22 protein-coding genes and 1 pseudogene are annotated in these 20,574 nt (G+C 35.1%); all 23 read left to right on the forward strand.

Annotated elements, in window-relative coordinates:
* The first annotated feature begins 10 nt into the window (after positions 1 to 10).
* A complete protein-coding gene (locus tag ACONDI_RS04665; RefSeq protein ID WP_241080321.1) occupies positions 11 to 373 on the forward strand; it encodes a response regulator in 363 nt (120 codons plus the stop codon).
* A gap of 50 nt (positions 374 to 423) precedes the next feature.
* A complete protein-coding gene (locus tag ACONDI_RS04670; RefSeq protein ID WP_241080322.1) occupies positions 424 to 1,020 on the forward strand; it encodes a flagellar biosynthetic protein FliO in 597 nt (198 codons plus the stop codon).
* Positions 1,010 to 1,777, forward strand: a pseudogene (gene fliP / locus ACONDI_RS04675) (flagellar type III secretion system pore protein FliP). Before ACONDI_RS04670 ends, fliP begins: the two are co-directional and overlap by 11 nt.
* Positions 1,778 to 1,816: 39 nt before the next feature.
* Positions 1,817 to 2,086, forward strand: coding sequence for a flagellar biosynthesis protein FliQ (fliQ, locus tag ACONDI_RS04680; RefSeq protein WP_241080323.1), 270 nt, complete (start codon positions 1,817 to 1,819; stop codon positions 2,084 to 2,086).
* Between the two features lie 24 nt (positions 2,087 to 2,110).
* Positions 2,111 to 2,887, forward strand: a complete 777-nt coding sequence (fliR, locus tag ACONDI_RS04685) for a flagellar biosynthetic protein FliR (RefSeq protein WP_241080324.1) — start codon at positions 2,111 to 2,113, stop codon at positions 2,885 to 2,887.
* A gap of 22 nt (positions 2,888 to 2,909) precedes the next feature.
* Complete coding sequence (gene flhB / locus ACONDI_RS04690; RefSeq protein WP_241080325.1) at positions 2,910 to 4,007, forward strand: flagellar biosynthesis protein FlhB; 1,098 nt, start codon at positions 2,910 to 2,912, stop codon at positions 4,005 to 4,007.
* 34 nt (positions 4,008 to 4,041) lie between these two features.
* Positions 4,042 to 6,090, forward strand: coding sequence for a flagellar biosynthesis protein FlhA (flhA, locus tag ACONDI_RS04695; protein ID WP_241080326.1), 2,049 nt, complete (start codon positions 4,042 to 4,044; stop codon positions 6,088 to 6,090).
* A 1-nt stretch (position 6,091) separates the two neighbouring features.
* Positions 6,092 to 7,393 carry a flagellar biosynthesis GTPase FlhF gene (gene flhF, locus ACONDI_RS04700; RefSeq protein ID WP_241080327.1) on the forward strand — a complete coding sequence of 434 codons (1,302 nt, stop codon included), beginning with the start codon at positions 6,092 to 6,094 and terminating at the stop codon, positions 7,391 to 7,393.
* Between the two features lies 1 nt (position 7,394).
* The gene (locus ACONDI_RS04705) at positions 7,395 to 8,210 is read left to right on the forward strand and encodes a P-loop NTPase (protein ID WP_241080328.1); all 816 of its coding nucleotides are present in this window, start codon (positions 7,395 to 7,397) and stop codon (positions 8,208 to 8,210) included.
* A 30-nt stretch (positions 8,211 to 8,240) separates the two neighbouring features.
* Positions 8,241 to 8,900: a flagellar brake protein gene (locus ACONDI_RS04710; protein WP_241080329.1), complete on the forward strand. Its 660-nt coding sequence runs from the start codon at positions 8,241 to 8,243 to the stop codon at positions 8,898 to 8,900.
* A complete protein-coding gene (locus tag ACONDI_RS04715; protein ID WP_241080330.1) occupies positions 8,887 to 10,017 on the forward strand; it encodes a protein-glutamate methylesterase/protein-glutamine glutaminase in 1,131 nt (376 codons plus the stop codon). Before ACONDI_RS04710 ends, ACONDI_RS04715 begins: the two co-directional genes overlap by 14 nt.
* Before the next feature lie 25 nt (positions 10,018 to 10,042).
* A complete protein-coding gene (locus ACONDI_RS04720) occupies positions 10,043 to 12,259 on the forward strand; it encodes a chemotaxis protein CheA (protein ID WP_241080331.1) in 2,217 nt (738 codons plus the stop codon).
* Between the two features lie 21 nt (positions 12,260 to 12,280).
* On the forward strand, positions 12,281 to 12,763 hold the full coding sequence (locus ACONDI_RS04725) for a chemotaxis protein CheW (RefSeq protein WP_241080332.1): 483 nt from the start codon (positions 12,281 to 12,283) through the stop codon (positions 12,761 to 12,763).
* Positions 12,764 to 12,785: 22 nt separating this feature from the next.
* A complete protein-coding gene (locus ACONDI_RS04730) occupies positions 12,786 to 13,421 on the forward strand; it encodes a chemotaxis protein CheC (RefSeq protein ID WP_241080333.1) in 636 nt (211 codons plus the stop codon).
* Entirely contained in the window at positions 13,408 to 13,893 is a 486-nt protein-coding gene (locus ACONDI_RS04735) for a chemotaxis protein CheD (protein WP_241080334.1), read from the forward strand. Before ACONDI_RS04730 ends, ACONDI_RS04735 begins: the two co-directional genes overlap by 14 nt.
* 13 nt (positions 13,894 to 13,906) lie before the next feature.
* Entirely contained in the window at positions 13,907 to 14,686 is a 780-nt protein-coding gene (locus ACONDI_RS04740; RefSeq protein WP_241080335.1) for a sigma-70 family RNA polymerase sigma factor, read from the forward strand.
* Positions 14,687 to 14,724: 38 nt separating this feature from the next.
* Positions 14,725 to 16,617 carry a FapA family protein gene (locus ACONDI_RS04745; protein WP_241080336.1) on the forward strand — a complete coding sequence of 631 codons (1,893 nt, stop codon included), beginning with the start codon at positions 14,725 to 14,727 and terminating at the stop codon, positions 16,615 to 16,617.
* A gap of 26 nt (positions 16,618 to 16,643) precedes the next feature.
* Positions 16,644 to 16,934: a hypothetical protein gene (locus ACONDI_RS04750; RefSeq protein ID WP_241080337.1), complete on the forward strand. Its 291-nt coding sequence runs from the start codon at positions 16,644 to 16,646 to the stop codon at positions 16,932 to 16,934.
* Positions 16,935 to 16,977: 43 nt separating this feature from the next.
* Positions 16,978 to 17,610 (forward strand): DUF6115 domain-containing protein, encoded by a 633-nt coding sequence (locus tag ACONDI_RS04755; protein WP_241080338.1) that lies wholly within the window; start codon positions 16,978 to 16,980, stop codon positions 17,608 to 17,610.
* A complete protein-coding gene (locus ACONDI_RS04760) occupies positions 17,594 to 18,058 on the forward strand; it encodes an MltG/YceG/YrrL family protein (RefSeq protein WP_241080339.1) in 465 nt (154 codons plus the stop codon). Before ACONDI_RS04755 ends, ACONDI_RS04760 begins: the two co-directional genes overlap by 17 nt.
* A 222-nt stretch (positions 18,059 to 18,280) precedes the next feature.
* The gene (gene rpsB / locus ACONDI_RS04765; RefSeq protein WP_338086467.1) at positions 18,281 to 19,120 is read left to right on the forward strand and encodes a 30S ribosomal protein S2; all 840 of its coding nucleotides are present in this window, start codon (positions 18,281 to 18,283) and stop codon (positions 19,118 to 19,120) included.
* Positions 19,121 to 19,208: 88 nt separating this feature from the next.
* Positions 19,209 to 19,808: a translation elongation factor Ts gene (gene tsf / locus ACONDI_RS04770; protein WP_241080340.1), complete on the forward strand. Its 600-nt coding sequence runs from the start codon at positions 19,209 to 19,211 to the stop codon at positions 19,806 to 19,808.
* An 18-nt stretch (positions 19,809 to 19,826) separates the two neighbouring features.
* A complete protein-coding gene (gene pyrH, locus ACONDI_RS04775; protein WP_241080341.1) occupies positions 19,827 to 20,549 on the forward strand; it encodes a UMP kinase in 723 nt (240 codons plus the stop codon).
* Positions 20,550 to 20,574: the final 25 nt, after the last annotated feature.

Consider the following 20,574-nt stretch of genomic DNA (forward strand, 5'->3'; position numbering starts at 1 on the left):
TCTAATAGTAATGAGTCATAAAGTTTTAATCGTAGATGATGCCGCTTTTATGAGAATGATGATAAAAGACATACTTACAAAAAATGGTTTTGAGGTTGTGGGGGAAGCAGAAAACGGTGCACAGGCGGTAGAAAAATACGATGAGTTGTCTCCAGATATTGTAACTATGGATATTACTATGCCGGAAAAAGATGGTATACAAGCTCTAAAGGAGATTAAGGGCAAGGATGCGAATGCTAATATTATAATGTGTTCTGCTATGGGACAACAATCTATGGTTATCGAAGCAATACAAGCTGGTGCAAAAGACTTTATTGTCAAGCCTTTCCAACCAGAAAGGGTAATGGAAGCCATAAAGAAAAGTTTAAGTTAATCAAATAATATATGTTAGAATGTTTAAATGGTGTAGGAGGATTTCAATTGATGAAAAACTTGATTATGGTAACATCTATTGCTTTAGCTGATGCACCAGATATCACTAATGGTAAAGGAGAATTTTCTTCAAACACCGACCAATTTCTGAATTTTATTTTTTACATGATAATGTTTGCCTTTGTGATTGGTTTATTATTTCTTGTTTTAAAATTATTAAAAAGGCAAGCAGGTTTTTTTACCAAGGGTAACTATTTTACTTTGATTGATAGCATAATGTTAAGTAAAGAAACGTCTATTCATTTAGTTGAATTAGGTGGCAAGATTATGGTTATAGGAACAGGAAAAGAAGTATCAATTTTGACTATACTAGATGATCCGGAAATAATTAATGAAATAACTAAAGAAAGGATAAGAGAGGGTAGGGAAAATCAAGTAACCAAAAACTTTAAAGGCAAGCTCCTCGAACGCCTGCCAATTTTGAATAATCTTGCTTTTTTAAAAAACAAAGAAAATAATATAGAAACTGAAAATGTCGAGCTAGAAGATGATGAAAGCTCTGATTTTGAAAGAGAGTTAAAAGAGCAATTAAAAAAGTTGAAGCAGCTAGACAAGGATGGGCGGGGAGGAAATAAGGATGAAGAGTAAATATCTTAAAATACTATTAATTTTGTTAGTTACTACTGCATTATTGTTGTTTGCTTTCACTTCAACTGCTGAAGCTTTCCCCGTTCCAAACATTGAATTTGGCGTAGATGAAGGGGATAACCCTGAAGACTTGGCTCTTAGTTTACAGTTATTATTCTTACTTACTATATTGAGTTTAGCCCCAGCAATTTTAATTATGACTACTTCTTTTACCAGGGTTGTTGTAGTATTATCTTTTGTGCGTAATGCCCTTGCAACTCAGCAAATGCCACCTAACCAGATATTAATTGGACTAGCATTATTTATGACCTTTTTTATAATGAGCCCTGTTTGGGGACAAGTTTATGAAGAAGCATAGGTCCCTTACACTGAGGATGATATTACCTTAGAAGAAGCTTATGAAACTGCTCTTGATCCAGTAAGGGAATTTATGTATGAGCATACCAGGGAGAGAGATTTGGCTTTATTTTTAACATATAGTAATGTAGAAGAAGAACCAGAGACTATAGCTGATGTTCCTACTACTGTACTTATACCTGCTTTTGTGATAAGTGAATTAAAGACGGCTTTTCAAATTGGGTTTTTGATTTTTGTGCCTTTTTTGATAATTGACATGATTGTTGCTAGTACCCTTATGTCAATGGGTATGCTTATGCTTCCGCCTGTAATGATATCCTTACCATTTAAAGTTTTATTATTTGTACTGGTTGATGGATGGCATTTAATTTCAAGGTCTTTGCTACTAGGATTTAGTTAACTGTTGATTAACCACTTGAGTATAAAGGTGTGATTGTATATGAGTGAAGAGTTTGTACTTTTTCTTGGAAGAGAAGCTTTAATTACTGTACTTTTGGCTGCTGCACCAATGCTTGGACTTGCTGTACTTACTGGACTACTTGTAAGTATTTTACAGGCAACTACGCAGATTCAAGAACAGACCCTTGCCTTTGTACCAAAGATTGTGGCTGTTTTGGGGGCTGTTATATTATTTGGTCCCTGGATTTATAACCTGTTAACAGATTTTACTTTGACTTTGTATAGTGACATTCACCTATATATCCAATAAGAAACTAAAAGGCGGGCGAGACTTTTGGAATTTGCAGAATGGTTGGTTGATCAAGCTGCTATATTTTTACTTTTAACTATAAGGATGACAGGTTTATTTTTGAGTGCACCTGTTTTAGGCAGTGATAACATACCAGCCAGGGTCAAAGTGGGTGTGAGTTTACTTTTTTCAATTATAATATTTCCTACTATTGCTCCAGAAGTACAAGTGTTTTATGATCCCATAGTATATATTGGCATTATGGTTTCAGAGCTTTTGATTGGGTTAGGGATTGGTTTGGTTGCAAGTATATTGTTTGCTTCTATTCAAGTTGCAGGCCAGTTAATAGATATGCAAATGGGTTTTGCCATAGTTAACGTATTAGATCCTCAGTCTGGAATACAGTTTCCTTTGATGGGTTATTTTAAATATGTTTTGGCAATTTTGATATATTTCACCATTGATGGACATCACCTTTTAATTGGGGCAGTTTATGAGAGCTATGAGTTTTTGCTCCCTGGTCAATATGCTAGCTTTGTTGGTGGGGGAGAGGTAATAATGAGTCTTTTGACAGAAACTTTTACACTTGCATTAAGAGTAGGTGCCCCGGTGCTTGGAGTTCTATTTTTAACAAATATTATTTTGGGTCTTCTTGCTAGATCAGTACCTCAGATGAATGTCTTTATTGTAGGGCTTCCGATCAAAGTTTTTGTAGGATTTATTGGAATGATTTTATTAATGCCTGTTTATGCAATGATTCTTGATGTTATATTTGAAAGTATTAGTGGAGGGATTCTAGACTTCTTAAGAGCTCTAGTCTAAATTATTTCTGGAGGTTTTCTCTTTGGAAATAGAACATAGGAAATTAAATCTGCAGCTTTTTGGTCAGCAGAGTGATCAAGGAGAGAAAACCGAAAAACCAACCCCAAAAAAGCGACGTGAAGCTAGAAGGAAAGGACAGGTTGCAAAAAGTAAGGAAGTTTCTTCAGCTTTTTTACTTTTTGCAACCTTTGGAGTTTTATATATTGCTGCACCATATACGTTTAATCGATTTGCTGCTTTTGTAACTAAGCTTTGGAGTGAATATCCTGTAGAATTTAATGAGCGAGGGATACAAGCATTACTTACAGAAGTTATCATGGAGTTAATGATATTTTTAGCTCCTGTTTTGGCTACAGCCTTCTTAATGGGGATTTTATCTAACCTGATTCAAATTGGCTTTCTTGTTACTGGTGAACCACTAAAACCAAAACTAGAGAAGCTGAACCCTGTAAAAGGACTTCAGCGGATTTTTAGTAAAAGAGCCATAGTTGAGTTGCTAAAATCAATTTTTAAAGTAGTAGTTATAGCATTTATAAGTTATACTATTTTTATTAATAATGTTCATCATTTTTCAAGGTTTGCAGATATGGGAATAAGACAGGCTGCTGAGGAGACAGGAGAACTTGTCTTTCAACTTGTTTTATGGGTTTCGTTGGCTTTGTTGATTATGAGTATTTTTGACTATATTTATCAGTACTGGGAACACGAACAAAGTATAAAGATGACAAAATATGAAGTAAAACAGGAACATAAACAAACTGAAGGTGACCCTCAGATAAGGTCAAAAATTAAAGAAAAACAGCGAGAAGCAACGAGGAAAAGGATGATGCAGGATGTTCCTGAGGCAGATGTGGTTATTACAAACCCTATACATCTAGCAGTTGCTCTTAAATATGATGAAGAACACGGTGTACCTATAGTACTTGCCAAAGGGCAGGGAAAAGTTGCTGATAGAATAAAAGAAGTGGCAGAAGAAAGTCAGGTAGTAGTTGTTGAAAATGAATGGTTAGCAAGAAATATTTTCTATACTGTGGAGATAGGAGAAGAGATACCAGAAGAACTTTATCAGGCTGTAGCCGAAGTGTTAGCCTTTGTATATCGACTGCAGGGTGCAGTATAGAAAACAAATAATTTTAAGCCGGAGTGAAACTTTGATGAAACATTCAGACTTAATTGTAATAGTAGCGGTTATAGCAACAGTTTTCATGTTAATATTGCCTGTGCCAGCTGGTCTATTGGATTTTTTACTGGTAATAAATATTACCATTGCTTTGACTGTATTATTGGTTTCTATGTATACTTTTGAACCTTTGCAATTTTCTATCTTACCTTCTTTATTACTCTTAACTACATTGTACAGGCTTGCGTTAAATGTTTCATCAACAAGGCTTATATTGCTAGACGCTCATGCGGGTGAAGTCATTGCTCAATTTGGCAACTTTGTTGTTGGTGGTAATCCGGTGGTTGGATTTATTGTGTTTTTGATTCTGGTGGTCATTCAGTTTATTGTTATTACAAAAGGTGCCGAAAGGGTTTCAGAGGTAACTGCGAGGTTTGTTCTAGATGCTATGCCAGGTAAACAGATGGCCATAGATGCTGATTTGAACTCCGGCCTAATTACAGAAGATGAAGCTAGAGAAAGAAGGCAGACCATTCAAAAGGAAGCAGATTTTTATGGGGCGATGGATGGTGCTACCAAATTTGTGAAAGGTGATGCAATAGCTGCCATTGTAATAATAGTAATAAACATAACTGGTGGTTTTGCAATTGGAATGATACAGATGGATATGAGTTTTGCTGATGCTCTTAGCACATATATATTGCTTTCCGTTGGTGACGGACTTGTAAGTCAGATCCCTGCTCTTTTGATTTCAACTGCAGCAGGCATTGTTGTTACAAGGGCAGCTTCTGATTCAAACCTAGGGGTGGATGTCCTAAATCAAATTTTAGCCCAGCCAAAAGCATTATTCTTAGTATCGGGATTTTTACTTATTATAGGTTTTTTACCAGGGCTTCCCCCACTACCCTTTATTGCTCTTGGCTCTATGATGGGCTTTATAGGATACCAACTAAAAACAGCTACAGAAGAAGGCATTACTAAAGAAGAGGAACTTGAAGAAGAAAAACAGAAGGCAGAAGAAGTTGAAGAATATAGAAAACCTGAAAATGTCATGTCCATGCTACAGGTTGACCCAATAGAATTTGAAATTGGATATGGTCTTTTACCCCTTGCGGACCCTGACCAGGGGGGAGATTTTTTGGATAGAGTTACTATGATAAGACGCCAGGTTGCTCTTGATCTTGGCCTAATTGTACCGGAAATAAGAGTTAGAGATAATATACAGCTTGCGCCAAATGAATATGTGATAAAAATTAAAGGAATAGAAATAGCCAGATCAGAGGTGTACCCTAATTATTACTTAGTTATGAACCCAGAAGATTCTGGAACTGACTTAGAAGGTATAGATACCACAGAGCCGGTTTTTGGTTTGCCTGCAAAGTGGATTGAAGAAGACAGAAAAGAACAGGCGGAGATGGAAGGACTAACTATCGTTGATCCTCCTTCAGTTCTAGCAACCCACTTAACAGAAGTTATAAAACAACATGCTCATGAATTACTTGGAAGACAGGAAGTACAAAGTTTATTGGACAATGTTAAGGAGAAATTTCCTACTGTTGTCGAAGAACTGGTGGGAGATATACTTTCAGTGGGTGAGATCAGAAAAGTTTTGGCTAATCTTTTAAGAGAAGGAGTTTCTATTAGAAATTTAGTTACTATTTTGGAGGCTTTGACTGATTATGCCTCTATCACTAAAGATACTGATGCCTTGACAGAATATGTGAGGCAAAGTTTAAGTAGACAAATATCAAATGATTTAAAGGAGCTTCAGGGGCATCCGTTGAAGGTAGTAACGTTGAGCCCAGATTTAGAAAAAGCAATTTCTGATTCAATACAATCAACTGATACAGGAAATTACCTTTCTTTAGATCCAAAAATAACTCAAAATATACAAAAGCAGCTAAAAGAATATTTTGATGAGTTTTCAAACCAGGGAATACAACCTATTATAGTTACCTCTCCTATGGTAAGACTATTTTTTAAAAGGTTGACAGAGTCTTTTATACCTGGATTGCTTGTGGTGTCTTATAATGAACTTGAGTCTGACTTGGAGATTCAATCTGTTGGGGTGGTGAAGGTTTAACATGAGGGTCAAAAAATACGTTGCCAATACCGAGAAAGAAGCTATTCAAAGAATAAAAAATGAGCTTGGAAGCGATGCGATAATTTTAAATAGTAAAAAAGTAAAAAGAAATGGTTTGTGGGGGTTATTCGGCAAGAAAAATGCCGAGGTTACAGTTGCTATAGATGAAACTGGTACAGGCAAAAAAGAGAATAATGGCGAAAATAACTTACATAAAGATAATCAAATAAAAGAAGAATTACAAAACAACTACCAGGCAGAAGCAGAAAAAGAAAAATTATTAAATAAAATTAATGAAGTTAAACAACAGGTAAATCAAAATACAGCTGATTCTGCTGGAATTACCGATCCTGTTGGACAAAATCAAAATTTTTCTAATCAAGAGCAAAAGCTCCAGAACAAAGAAAGTAATAATAAAACTACAGAGATAGATGAACTAAAAGAAGAAATAAATGAAACAAAAAGTATGATGCAAAATATGTTATCAGAATTCAAAAAAATGCCATTAGAAGAGGAAAGGCTACCTCCAATTGCAAAAAAATATTATAATAACTTAAAGAATCAAGGAGTATTAGAGGAAATAAATAAAGATATGATCAATAACACCTTAAATAAAGTAACAAATAGTCAGCTCGACGATGAGTACAGCTTCTTTAAAATGCTTGGGCAGGAAATATATAGTAGGCTTGATTATTCTGTCAAGAAAAAAAATAATAATTTGCCTGAAATAATAACACTTATTGGGCCTACTGGTGTAGGTAAGACGACTACTGTAGCAAAGCTTGCAGCAAGATTTACCCTTGCAGAGAAGAAAAAAGTAGGACTAGTAACTGTGGATACTTATAGAATAGCCGCTGTGGAACAATTAAAAACTTATGGTGACATTCTTAGCTTGCCAGTTGAAGTGGTACTAACCCCTCAGGAATTAAAAAATGCTATAAAGAATTTTAGCGATAAAGATGTCATTTTAATTGATACTGCTGGTAGAAGCCATAGAAACGAGATGCAAATGTCTGAAATAAAGAACTTTATAGAGACTGGCAATCCAAGTATAAGCTATCTTGTTTTGAGCCTTGGAACCAAATATGAGGATTTGAAGGAAATATTAAGAAAGTATGAGAATATAAGAGTAGATGGTTATATTTTTACAAAAACAGATGAGACAGAAACAATGGGTAATATCTTAAATATTGTATCACAAACAAAAACAGGGTTTTCGTATATAACAACAGGCCAGGATGTTCCTGATGATATCGAAAAGGTTGACATCAATAAAATAACTAAAATATTGTTAGGTGATTAATATGTTCGACCAAGCGGAGACACTTAGGAAGCTGGTTAAAGAAAAAAAGAATTTTGATGCAAACACAAAAACGATAGGGGTGTTTAGCGGCAAAGGTGGAGTTGGAAAGAGCTCTTTTGCCATTAACCTTGCTTTTGCATTAAAAGATTTAAATAAAAAAGTAATGCTAGTAGATTGTGATATTGGACTTTATAACCTTTCTTTATTAATGGGAATAGAACATGAGAAAACAGGTCAGTTCACAAAAATGCTGTTAGGAGAAAGTAATTGGGAAGAGAACCTGCAAGACACAGCTTATGATATAGATCTGTTAGGTGGTGGAATAGAAAAAGAACAAAATATTTCTGACCCTAAATTTGATTTTATTAGCGAAATCAAAGCAAAAAATGCTTATCAATACATAGTTATAGATACCGGACCAGGAATTAATCAGTCAATTTTAAATTTATTTGAATTTACTGATATCAACACTATAATTACTACTCCAGAGTTAACATCTATTACTGATTCTTATGCTATGATGAAATCATTAGTAACAGAGAAAAAAACTAATTTATTTCATCTGGTAGTAAATAGATCTACATCAAGTGAAGAGGCAGATGCCACTTATTTTAAACTAGATAATGTGATTAAAAAATTCTTAAACGCTCATTTAGAGTTTTTGGGTTATATACCAGAAGATAGAATAATGAAAAGCAGTATAAAACACCAGTACCCTGCTTTTTTATCAAAGCCATACGCACCATCAATTATTGGTATCCGTAGTATAGCCAGAAAACTAATTTCTTTGGATTTAACTACTGAGCGCAGCGTATAATGATATATCCTTTGTGATAGGAGGATTTAAATGTTTGAGCCAGGGCTTAATATTAAAATAAATATAGGACAAGAGACTTTTTCTAGTTATATCGAAGATGTTGAAGAAAAATCTCTTATATTAGCAACTCCTATTAAGCAGGGAATGCCAATTATGATCAGGAAGAAAGATGACTTAAGAATCTCAATTTTTAAGGAAGGTGCAGTATATGAATTTACAGCTAAGGTAACAAAAGTTATTACTGAACCATTACCTATGATAAAAGTACCAAAACCACAAAAGGTTAAAAAAATACAGCGGAGAAATTTTTTCCGCTTAGAAAAGACAATTCCTGTAGAATATTATGTTTTAGACGAAAAGGGAGAAAAAGAAATAAGCAGCAAAAAAGAAGCTAACTTTTTGGATATAAGTGGAGGCGGAGCCAAGCTTTCCACCGAAGAGATAATTCCCCTTGGTGCCCATGTTGAATTTAATATTCATTTGGAAGATGATAATGATAAACCCGTTAATTGTATCGGAAAAGTGGTGCACTCGAAAAAAGTTGATACAGAAAGAGTTAAAATATATCACTATGGGATTGAGTTTGTTTCTCTGCCTACAGCTGTACAAGATAGAATTGTAAGGTATACTTTTGAAGAACAAAGAAAAATGAGACAAAAAGGCAGGTTTTCTAGTAATGATAGAGAATAAAACAATTAATGTCTTAGTTGTGGATGATTCTGCTTTTATGCGTAAAGTAGTTTCTGATATAGTGGAAAGTGGTAAAGGGTTAAAAGTTATTTCAACAGCTAGGAATGGAAAACAGGCAATTGAAAAGATAAAAGAATTAAATCCAGATGTAGTAACATTAGATATTGAAATGCCGGAGCTAGATGGTCTAGAAACATTAAAAAAGCTTAAATCTTTGGGTATAAAAATACCAGTAATAATGCTTAGCTCTTTTACAACAGAAGGTTCTAAGGCCACCCTAAAAGCCCTGGAGCTTGGAGCTGTGGATTTTGTTGCAAAGCCTTCAGGTCCTATTTCACTAGATATTCATACAGTAAAAACTGAACTTATTGAAAAAATCCAAATAGCAAGTAAGGCGAAAGTACATACAGAAAGAGATGAACAAAAGGACAAAAAAGATTTTGAGTCTACTACTGAAACTACTGTAAAGCCGGCAAGAAAACCAAAGCCAAAAGTAGAACCTGATTTAAAAGTTGTCAAACAAACAGGAGAAGAATTTATTATAGCAATTGGTGCATCAACAGGCGGACCAAGGGCATTAAATGAAGTCATACCAAAACTGCCGCAAAACATACCTGCGTGTGTGTTAATTACTCAGCACATGCCAGCGGGTTTTACAAAACTCATGGGAGAAAGGTTGTCAAGTGTATCCCAATTGAATGTAAAAGAAGCAGAAGACGGAGATAGATTGGAGCCAGGAAAAGCGTTTATCGCTCCCGGAGGCTTTCACTTGAAGCTAAAGAAGGATTCTTCAGGTACTAAAGGGCTTAGGTCTTTGAAAATTGTTTTAGATAAAAGCCCTCCAGTAAAAGGACTTAGGCCATCTGTAGATATAATGTTTGAGTCTATTTCAAATTTGGCTGAAATAAAGAAACTAGCAGTTATACTTACTGGAATGGGCAGTGATGGAGCTGAGGGCGTTAAGATGATTAAAGACTCTGGAGGACAGGTTATAGTTGAGGATGAGTCAAGCTGTGTGGTCTTTGGAATGCCAAGGGCTGCTCAAAAAACAGGGGTTGTTGATAAGACCTTACACCTGTCTTCAATTGCCTCCGAAATTATAAGGAGAATAAAGTAAACGAAAACAGGAGGTGCCTGTATTTATGGATATGTCGCAATATATGGAGGTATTTGTTGACGAAGGAAGAGAGCATCTGCAGACAATGAATCAAAAACTAATCGAACTTGAAAAGGATCCAGAAAATCGTTCGATACTTGATTCATTATTCAGGGTAGCTCATACCCTTAAAGGCATGTCTGCAACCATGGGATATCAAGGGGTTTCTGAATACACCCATAAAATGGAAAACGTACTTGATGTACTTCGCCAGGGAAAAGCAAAAGCTACTGCTGAAATTATTGATTTGCTTTTGGAAGGAGCAGACGCATTAGAAGAATTTATTGAAAGCGTGGCTGAAGGTGAGGAAGTTGACTTAGACTTTGCAAGTTTACAAAAGAAACTAGAATCTACTGCTAAAGGAATAATTGATAAAGCAGATGAAAAAGAAAGTGAAACAGGCGATGTATCAGATAAGCAGCAGTCTAAAGAAGAGACTGCTGCAGCGGAAGCAGAAGCAGAAGCAGAAACTGAAACTGAAACTGTAGAAAATGGGAGCGAGAGTTCTGGCTCTGGCATAATTGATGAGGGTCAGGAAGAAGTAGATTCATCTATTCTTCAGCTTAATGAATACGAAAAAAACATAATTGCAGATGCGAAAGAAAAAGACTTTGGCACTTATTACATTGAAGTTACCTTAGATTCAGAAACACTTCTTAAAGGTGCTAGAGCTTTTATGGTTTTTCAAAAACTAGAAGAGATTGGAGAAATAATTAAATCGGATCCTGATGTTGAAGCAATTGAAGATGAAGACTTTGAAGATAAATTTAATGTTATTATAGTTACTAAGTCTGATGCAGATGTAGTCAAAGAAAAAGTCGAGCTTGTATCCGAAATAGAAAAAGTCATTATAGCATCAGTCAACATATCTGGAAAATCAGAAACACCAGAGACAAATGAAAAAGAGCCTGCAGGTGTATCACAGGAAACGGCATTAGATAAAAGCTCAAAAGAATCTAGTTCTCAGGCTATTACTGAAAAAGGTGAGCCAGGTAAGGATCAATCAGATGAAAAAGAAAAAGATAGCGGACAAAAAATAAAAACAGGTAAAACAGTAAGAGTTGATATAGAGAGGCTAGATAAGCTGATGAATCTTGTTAGTGAATTAGTTATTAACAAGACTAGACTTGAGCAAATCGCTGTTACAGAAGAGGTGCAGGGTCTACTTAAAACCAGTGAACAGTTTAGTCGAATAACAAGCGAAATACAAAACGTTGTCATGCAGGTAAGAATGGTTCCTTTGGAACAAGTATTTAGTAGATTCCCAAGGATGGTAAGGGATTTGTCTAGAAGTCTTGATAAAGAGGTGGAGTTTACCATAGAGGGTGAGGAAACAGAACTTGACAGGTCTCTTATTGATGAGATAGGAGATCCGTTAATGCATCTAATCAGAAATTCCATAGATCATGGAATTGAAGATAGTGAAACCAGGAAGAAAAATTCAAAACCTGCAAAAGGGAAAGCACACTTAAAAGCATATCACAATGAAAATAATGTTGTAATAGAAGTTGAAGATGATGGCAAGGGAATGGATGCAAAAATAGTACGGCAAAAAGCCCTTGAAAAAGGTGTTATAGATACAAATCAGAGTGAAAAGCTATCTGACTCTGAAGTTTTAGATCTCTTATTTGAGCCAGGATTTAGTACTTCTGATAAAGTTTCGGATGTATCAGGAAGAGGAGTAGGGTTAGATGTTGTTAAAAGTAAGATAGAAGGCTTAGGTGGTAGGGTAGAGATAGATAGTGTAGTAAACCAGGGTAGTAAATTTACTATGTATTTACCACTGACACTTGCAATCATTCAGGCACTTATGGTAAAGATAGAAGATGAACAGTATGCTGTACCCCTTGCTGCTATAGAGGAGACCACTCTTCTAACCTCATCTGACATTGATCAAGTATCTGGCCAGGATGTTTTAAGATTAAGAGATAGGATTGTACCTATTGTTAATATGAAAGATGTGCTAAAGTTTGAAAATGATCAAAGCCTAGAAGAAGATTTGAATGAAGAAAAATTTGCGATAATTGTAAGTAAAGGTGACAAAAAAGCTGGGTTAATTGTAGATGAATTGATCGGACAACAGGAGGTTGTAATAAAATCACTTGGTACCTACCTGGGAGATATTAAAGGATTCACAGGAGCTACTATCTTGGGTGATGGTAGGGTTGCATTAATCTTAGATGTTAACTCTCTAATATTTTAATAAAAGGAGGAAACCGGGAGTATGTCTGAAAATAAAGAGGTTCAAGAGCAAGTAAGTCAGGAAAAACAATTTATTGTATTTAGACTTGGAGAAGAACAATATGGGGTTGAAATTTTGCAGGTACAGACTATAGAGAGAATGTTACCTATTACCCGTGTACCTCATGCACCAGAGTTTGTTGAAGGAGTTTCTAATTTAAGAGGTAGCGTGGTTCCAATTATAGATCTAAGAAGTCGCCTTGGACTTCCATCAAAAGAAGCAACCAATGAATCAAGGATAATAACTGTTAAGATGGATGATGTGATGGTTGGAATGATCGTTGATGCTGCTTCTGATGTGGTCAAAGTGCCAATAAATGCTATAGAACCTCCACCGAGTGTTATTGGTGGTGTTGAATCTACTTATTTAGAAGGTGTTGCGAAATTGGAAGATAGACTATTGGTATTATTAAAGCTTTCAGAAGTTTTAAAGAAAGAAGAAGTTCAGCAGTTAAAAAAGATCTAAATCGTAAAGAGGTGTAGTGGTTATGACAGAACAGCAGCCATATGAAGAATTTCATTTAGATGCATTAAAAGAGATTGGGAATATAGGTGCCGGTAATGCCACTACCGCTCTTTCTAATCTTCTTTCACGTTCTATTGAAATGAGTGTACCCGAGGTCAATATTTTGCCTTTTGATGAGGTTCCATATGTGGTCGGAGGTCCGGAAGAGCTGGTAGTAGGGATTTATCTACAAGTAGAAGGAGAAGCCCCTGGTTCATTGATGTTGCTACTAGAAAAAGAGGATGCTATCAAATTAGTAAGTATATTAATGACTGGTGAAATACCTGATGATGTAAGCGATAAGAACATTGAAGATATGGAGCAGTCTGCTTTAATGGAAACAGGTAATATATTAGCAAGTTCTTATATTTCTGCTTTATCAGACTTTACAAGACTTGGTATGGCCCCCACTGTGCCAGCATTAGCAATAGATATGGCAGGAGCAATTTTGGAAGTTATATTATTACAAGTAGGCGATGTAAGTGAACATGTCTTAATGATAGGTACCGAGTTTAGTTACGATAAAAACAAAATAAGAGGCCATTTCTTTTTAATACCTGAAGACAATTCATTTTCAAAAATATTAAAGTCGTTGGGTATAGACGATGGCAGTAATTAAAATAGGTATAGCAGATCTAAATGTGGCCTCTGGATCTGATGTACTTAGAACAGCCGGTCTTGGATCATGTGTGGGGGTAACACTGTATGACGAGTCTACAAAAATTGGGGGTATGGTTCATGTAATGCTCCCTGAAAGCCCGAAAAACAAAAGTGGGTACAAAAAAGCAAAATACGCAGATACAGGGATACCAGAACTTATTAGTAAAATGGAAGAAAAGGGTTGTAATAAAAGTAAGCTAGTTGCTAAGATTGCAGGCGGAGCACAGATGTTCTCGTTTTCTGGAGAGGAAAGTAAGCTTCTTAAAATTGGTGAAAGAAATGCTAAAGCATGTAGGGATATATTGGGTGCCCATAAAATAAAAATACTGGCAGATGATACTGGGGGGAGTTATGGTAGGACCATAGAACTATATTGTGAGACCGGGAAACTAATGATTAAGACAGTTAAAGAAGGCGTGCAAGAAGTTTAGGAGAGTGAGCCCATTGCCCGATTGGAGTTTTTATGATTTACTAAAGACATACCAAAAAAATCATGATTCTAAAATATTAGAGGATTTATTGGAAAAAAACATTTCTTTAGTAGAACATCAAGTTAAAAAAATATATAGTAATCATCTAACTACATATTTAAACATTACAAAAGAAGATCTTATTTCATTTGGTTTAATGGGACTATTAGATTCATTTAATAAGTATGATTTTAAAAAAGAAATTTCATTTGAGAGTTATGCCAGGTTGAGGATTAAAGGTTCTATAATTGATGGTATCAGAAAGTTTGATTTTGCACCAAGATATTTTAGGGAAAAAGCTATAAATTACAGTGAAGCTAGTTTTAAATTAGAAAAAGATTTTGGCAGGCCTCCCACCGAAAAAGAACTAGCCTCTTATATAGGGATTACAGTTGGAGAATTACAAAAGTTTTGGCAAAAAGCCTCTTACTTAACTCCTTTGTATTTGGATAAATTGATTTCCTTTGAAGATGAGGATAGTGAGACATTTAAAGATAGGCTAGCAGACGACAAACAGCCATCTCCAGAAGAAGCTTTTGAAAAACAAATAGATAGTAAATTATTAAAGGATTTAATAGAAGACTTGCCAGAAAGAGAACAATTGATTCTTTCCTTATATTATTATGAAGATTTGACAATTAAGGAGATTGCAGAAGTAATGGAGATCTCTGAATCACGGGTGAGCCAGTTACATAGTAAAGCTATATACAGGCTTAGGGGAAAACTTGCCTGGAGAAAAAATAGATTGAGTTAAGAATTTTAGCACCACTGCTGGTAGGAGGAGGAAATATTATGACTACCAAAAGTCTACCCAGGAAATATCAAGGAAAAACCGTTAAAGAGGCTTTAGAAAATGCAAAGAAGAATTTAGGAATAGATAATATTGAGGATCTTGAATACAAAGTGTTAGACAAAGGTGGAAAATCCGGAGGGTTAATAATAAAGAAAAAAAAGCCTGCCGTAGTGGAAGTGATATCAATAAAAAACTCAGAAACAGCAGAACAGGAAAAAGAAGAGAGCTCCTCAGATTCACAAGAAGCTAGTCTGGATAATCTTTCAGAGCAAGAAGTAAAAGCATTAGACAAAGGTATTGATGGATACTTTAATATTGAAGAAACTCAAGATGACAAGGTTTTTCTTACTGTTCATCCACCTGAAAACGAAGGCAAAAAAGTAAAATGGATGGATGTAAAAAAATATCTTGAAAATTATGGTTATGAAATCAAACAAGAAGAACCCTTAGTTGAGACTGTAAGAAAATCTAATGGTGAGAAAATTAACATAACAGATTTTGTGGAAGAAATCAGAATAGATGGAAGCTTTGAAGTAAGAGTGGAAGAAAAAAACATGAAAGCCATATTGAGAGTTGAATTACCTCAAGGTAAAGGTAAAAAAGTTACTTTTCAGGAGTTAACTGATTACCTTAAAGAACGGGGTATTATACACGGAATAAATAATGAAGCAATAAAGGAAGCTATAGATAAAGGGACTAAAGGAGATTATATAGTAATTGCCGAAGGAACAGAGCCAGAAAAAGGAAAAGACGCAGAAATAAATGTTCATTTTGAAAAAAAAGAAGCAAAACCCGTATTAAAAGAAGATGGAACTGTTGACTACTATAATGTGGAAAATGTAACAAACGTCAGTGAAGGCGATCTTTTAGCAACTAGAATACCGCCAGAGGAAGGAGTTCCGGGAACTGATGTTTATGGGGAAGAAGTACCTCCTCAACCACCTAAAGACAAACTTTTGAAAAAAGGAAAAAATACAATTCTTGATGAAGAAAATGATGTTTTAAAGGCTGAAATAGACGGCCAGGTGGTTTTAAATAATGATGGTACAATCCATGTATTTCCGGTATATGAAGTAAGTGGTGATCTTGACCTTTCAGTAGGAAATATAGATTTCGTTGGAAATGTAGTAGTAAAAGGAGCTGTAAAAAGTAACTTAAGTATCAAAGCTGAAGGAGATGTGGAGATAGGAAAGAGTGCGGATAATTGTTTTATTGAAGCGAAAGGAAACATTTATGTAAGAGGCGGAATCCAGGGTAAAAGTAAAGGAGTAATAAAAAGTAAAGGTCAAATAGTATGTAAGTTTATTGAAAATGCTAATGTTATAGCTGATGGCGACGTAACTGTATCAGAGGCTATTATGCATAGTAATGTTAAAGGTAAAAATGTTTATGTAACTCAAGGGAAAAGAGGTCTTTTGGTAGGTGGAAGAATTGTAGCCAGTGAAGAGGTCCATGCTAAAATCGTAGGTTCAAATCTTGCTACAGCTACAACGATTGAAGTGGGTTTAAACCCTGATCTCAGGGAAAAGATAGATTACTTGAGGGATGAATACAGTAAAGCAAATGAAAATCTAGATAAGACTAAAAAAGCTGTAAACATATTAGAAAAACTTGAACAAACTCAAGGAAAACTTCCGCCTGATAAGGAAAGTATGCTATTGAGATTACAAAGAACAGAGAAGCATTTAACAGAAAAAATTGAAGAGATAGAGAATGAAAAAGAAGAACTAGAAAGGGAATTGGAAGAAAATACTGATGGTAAAGTAAAAGTTCAAGATACTGCATATCCTGGTGTTAAAATAGTGATCAGTAATGTGGTTAGAAATAATGATGACACAAGAAAAAAAGTTACTTTTTATCTAAATGATGAGGGGGAAATAAGGGCAGAGTAGTTCATTAACTTTTGGGAGTTGGTTTTATGACACTTAATCCCATTGAGCTCCAGATGTTATATAATCAATCCACCGAAATATCAAGGGTAGCCTCCTATGAACAGATGCACCCATCGCTGCAGATGCAGATGCACCAAGAATTTTTGAGAAGGTTGACTGAAGAAAAACAAAAAACGGTAAATAATACACCTTCATCCTCTGAAGATTCGGTCAAAACTGATGATAAAGATGAAGAAATAGCTGAAAAGAAAAATGAAAATAGAGCACAAAAAAACAGCAAAGATGGCAAAGGTAGATACTTAGACCTACAATTATAATTTGATCAATTATACAATAAAAATTTGAAATGGGGGCTGAAGTATGTTTTTATATTGGACAACACTTGTTATAGGTATTTTACTTATAATATATGCTTTGATAAAAGTGGGAAAAGAAAAAAAACAATCAAATTCAGAAGAAGATACCAATAAGAAAAACAAACTGTTAGTTTCAGAAGTTATCGAAGAACTACATGAAAATACAGAAAATATCATGGAAAAATTCAGCGAAAGAGAAGAAAAATTAGAAACTTTGTTAGAACAAGCTGATAGAAAAATAGAAGAGTTAAATTATGAGTTAGAAAAAAAGCCTATAATTTATACGAAAACCGATGTTTTTGATGCTACTTTAAACAATAAAAGTAAAGCTAATAAAGCCTATAATAATAATAATACGGATAAGTCTATTGAAGTTGACGGTAAAACTATTAATGAAGGTGATGAAACAGTTAACCAAGATGAAGCCAAAGTTTCTAATGATTATAGTAATGAAGACAATGTTCTTCCGTTTCCTTCTTATCAAAGAAAATATCCTGAGATTAAAGAACTTTATAAAAAAGGGTTTAGTATTACTGAAATTGCCAAACAAACTGGTAAAGATAAGGGAGAAGTACAGTTAATATTGAACTTAATTAACAAAGATGAGGAGTCTAATAACAATGAAATGGGATGCTAAAGTTGTTTTAGGTATTGGGATCGGCTTGATTTTAGCATCGGCTATGTTTTTTGTACTAGATCATGGAGAAGATACAGCTGATTATTATACAGATGAAAAATACGAATCTTTAAGATGGTTATCAAATGGTAACGAAAGCCATAATATTTTAGAAGATGACGCATACAGTTTAGATAATCTTGAAATTGAAAATAACAATGATAGTGAAGACAGTAGTAATGGGAATGCTAGTGATTATAACAACGAAGAAATATCATTTGAGATTCCTGAAGGTTCGAGAGCTTCTGAAGTAGTTGAACTTTTACTAGAAAAAGATTTAATAGAAGATAAAGAGGAGTTTTCTAGCAAGTTAGAAGACAAAAGGCTGACTCGTAGAATTGTATATGGAAGTTATGAAGTATCAACTGATATAGATAATGACACTTTACTTTCTACTATTACAAATTAATAACATGATAATAATTTGTAATATTAAGCCCTTTATTTCATAAGGGTTTTTTTAGTTCTATTTGTCAAAAATAATTGCCAAAGGGAAATTTATTATGTTATACTACCTAAGAGTGTCAAAAACACGCACGTTTCCCGATTTTATTAGAGGTGCTTTTTGCTCAAAAAAGTGCTAATAAAAGATGACGGAAACGGAGGAAAAAAACCTAGGAGGTGTATTTTTTTGAGTGTAGTTAGTATGAAGCAATTGTTAGAAGCTGGAGTGCATTTTGGGCACCAAACCAGACGCTGGAATCCCAAAATGGATAGGTACATTTTCACAGAAAGAAATGGGATCTACATTGTAGATCTGCAAAAAACAGTTAAGCTTTTAGAAGGAGCCTATGAATTTGTTAGGGATGTATCAGAAAGAGGAGGAAAGATCCTTTTTGTTGGTACTAAAAAACAGGCCCAGGAAGCAGTAGAAAAGCAGGCCGAGCGTTGTGGCATGTTTTATGTTAATCAGCGCTGGCTAGGTGGTATGCTAACCAATTTTAAAACAATTAACCAAAGGATTAAGCGCTTATTTGAATTGGAGAAAATGGAAGAAGATGGAACGTTTGATGTATTGCCTAAAAAAGAAGTTCAAAAATTAAAGCTTGAGCATGCGAAATTACAGAAATTTTTGGGCGGAATAAGGGATATGGTTGATTTACCAGAGGCTTTGTTTATTGTTGACCCAAGAAAAGAAAGAATAGCTGTCGCAGAAGCTAAAAAACTTGGCATCCCTATTGTAGCTATAGTTGACACAAACTGTGACCCTGATGAAATTGACTATGTAATTCCAGGTAATGATGATGCTATTAGAGCAGTAAAATTAATATGTGAAAAGATGGCTGATGCTGTATTAGAAGGACAGCAGGGAGTACAGTTGTCTGAGCCTGATTTTGAAGCTGAAGAAGATGCTGATGAAAATGAAGCAGAGGCGATAAATGAAGCTTCTTCTGATAATGAAAAGAAAGAAGAAGCAGAACAGGTTGCTTCAGATGAAAATGATTCTGTCAAGCAAACTGAAGCTGAATAAAGATAAGCTTAATGGGTGAGGGTAGCTTATAAGAGCTATTCTCCCCTTTTGTTTGTAAAAGAAAATATATTAGGAGGGATAACTGAATATGATTAGTGCAAGCAAAGTAAAAGAATTGAGAGAGAAAACTGGAGTAGGAATGATGGATTGTAAGAAAGCACTGCAGGATTCCAATGGAGACCTCGATGCTGCGATGAAATATTTGCGAGAAAAAGGACTAGCTGATGCAGAAAAAAAAGCTGGACGCACTGCGAAAGAAGGTAGAATTGAGTCATACATACATTTGGGTGGTAAAATAGGAGTTATTGTTGAAGTTAACTGTGAAACAGATTTCGTTGCTAAAAACGATGAATTTAAAGAGTTTTGTCATGATATAGCGATGCATATTGCTGCAAGTAATCCTACTTATATTTCGTCCGATGAAATACCAGAAGATGTTGAAAAAGAAGAAAAAGAATTTTTAAAAGATCAAGCAAAAAAAGAAGGGAAACCGGATCACGTTGTGGAAAAAATGGTAGAAGGACGTTATAAAAAACGTCTAGAAGAGCTATGTCTTTTGGAACAACCTTTTGTTAAAGATCCAGATAATACGGTTGAAGAGCTTTTAAAAGAAAAGATTGCAAAAATCGGAGAAAAAATAGTAATAAATCGCTTTATTAGATTTGAAATTGGGGAAGAAACAAGCTAACAAGTGGAGGTAGTTGCCATGGAACAAAACGGACCAAAGTATAAAAGGGTTGTTCTTAAACTGAGCGGTGAAGCTTTAGCAGGGGGAGAAGGTTATGGAATAGATATGGAAACCCTGGATACTATAGCTACACAAATCAAAGAAATAACGGATATAGGAACAGAGGTTAGCGTTGTTACAGGCGGAGGAAACATATGGAGAGGAGCAGCTGCAGGCAAAGAAGGGATGGATAGAGCTTCTGCTGATTATATGGGTATGCTAGCAACAATGATCAACGCTTTGGCTCTACAAGACATGCTTGAAAGATTGGACGTTGATACTAGGGTCCAAACTGCTATCGAAATGAGACAAGTTGCAGAACCATATATAAGAAGAAGAGCTATCCGACATTTAGAAAAAGGCCGGGTCGTTATTTTTGCTGGCGGAACGGGCAACCCTTTCTTTTCTACTGACACAACTGCTGCTTTGAGGGCTGCAGAAATTGAGGCATCAGTTATACTATTAGCTAAAGGCAAAGTAGATGCAGTATATGATAGCGACCCCCTCGTTAACCAGAATGCAATGTACTACTCAGAACTCAAGTACATGGATATTTTGAATAAAGATTTAGGCGTAATGGACTCCACAGCCGCCAGTTTGTGTAAAGATAACTCCATCCCTATCATTGTTTTCGGCTTATCTAAAGAAGGAAACATTAAAAAAGCCGTGTTAGGAGAAAAAATTGGAACGCTAATAAAATAGGAGGGATTCGGTGAAGGAGATTTAT

Source organism: Natranaerofaba carboxydovora, from assembly GCF_022539405.1.
Classification (GTDB): Bacteria; Bacillota; Natranaerobiia; order Natranaerobiales; family Natranaerofabaceae; genus Natranaerofaba; species Natranaerofaba carboxydovora.

Bases quoted from the DNA above. Each gene is read 5' to 3' on its own strand.
- ACONDI_RS04760 (WP_241080339.1), top strand. From the start codon at position 17,594: ATGAAATGGGATGCTAAAGTTGTTTTAGGTATTGGGATCGGCTTGATT.
- ACONDI_RS04745 (WP_241080336.1), top strand. From the start codon at position 14,725: ATGACTACCAAAAGTCTACCCAGGAAATATCAAGGAAAAACCGTTAAA.
- ACONDI_RS04715 (WP_241080330.1), top strand. From the start codon at position 8,887: ATGATAGAGAATAAAACAATTAATGTCTTAGTTGTGGATGATTCTGCT.
- ACONDI_RS04705 (WP_241080328.1), top strand. From the start codon at position 7,395: ATGTTCGACCAAGCGGAGACACTTAGGAAGCTGGTTAAAGAAAAAAAG.
- ACONDI_RS04710 (WP_241080329.1), top strand. From the start codon at position 8,241: ATGTTTGAGCCAGGGCTTAATATTAAAATAAATATAGGACAAGAGACT.
- ACONDI_RS04720 (WP_241080331.1), top strand. From the start codon at position 10,043: ATGGATATGTCGCAATATATGGAGGTATTTGTTGACGAAGGAAGAGAG.
- ACONDI_RS04665 (WP_241080321.1), top strand. From the start codon at position 11: ATGAGTCATAAAGTTTTAATCGTAGATGATGCCGCTTTTATGAGAATG.
- fliQ (WP_241080323.1), top strand. From the start codon at position 1,817: ATGAGTGAAGAGTTTGTACTTTTTCTTGGAAGAGAAGCTTTAATTACT.
- pyrH (WP_241080341.1), top strand. From the start codon at position 19,827: ATGGAACAAAACGGACCAAAGTATAAAAGGGTTGTTCTTAAACTGAGC.
- tsf (WP_241080340.1), top strand. From the start codon at position 19,209: ATGATTAGTGCAAGCAAAGTAAAAGAATTGAGAGAGAAAACTGGAGTA.
- ACONDI_RS04735 (WP_241080334.1), top strand. From the start codon at position 13,408: ATGGCAGTAATTAAAATAGGTATAGCAGATCTAAATGTGGCCTCTGGA.
- ACONDI_RS04750 (WP_241080337.1), top strand. From the start codon at position 16,644: ATGACACTTAATCCCATTGAGCTCCAGATGTTATATAATCAATCCACC.
- ACONDI_RS04755 (WP_241080338.1), top strand. From the start codon at position 16,978: ATGTTTTTATATTGGACAACACTTGTTATAGGTATTTTACTTATAATA.
- ACONDI_RS04730 (WP_241080333.1), top strand. From the start codon at position 12,786: ATGACAGAACAGCAGCCATATGAAGAATTTCATTTAGATGCATTAAAA.
- flhF (WP_241080327.1), top strand. From the start codon at position 6,092: ATGAGGGTCAAAAAATACGTTGCCAATACCGAGAAAGAAGCTATTCAA.
- flhA (WP_241080326.1), top strand. From the start codon at position 4,042: ATGAAACATTCAGACTTAATTGTAATAGTAGCGGTTATAGCAACAGTT.
- ACONDI_RS04670 (WP_241080322.1), top strand. From the start codon at position 424: ATGAAAAACTTGATTATGGTAACATCTATTGCTTTAGCTGATGCACCA.
- ACONDI_RS04725 (WP_241080332.1), top strand. From the start codon at position 12,281: ATGTCTGAAAATAAAGAGGTTCAAGAGCAAGTAAGTCAGGAAAAACAA.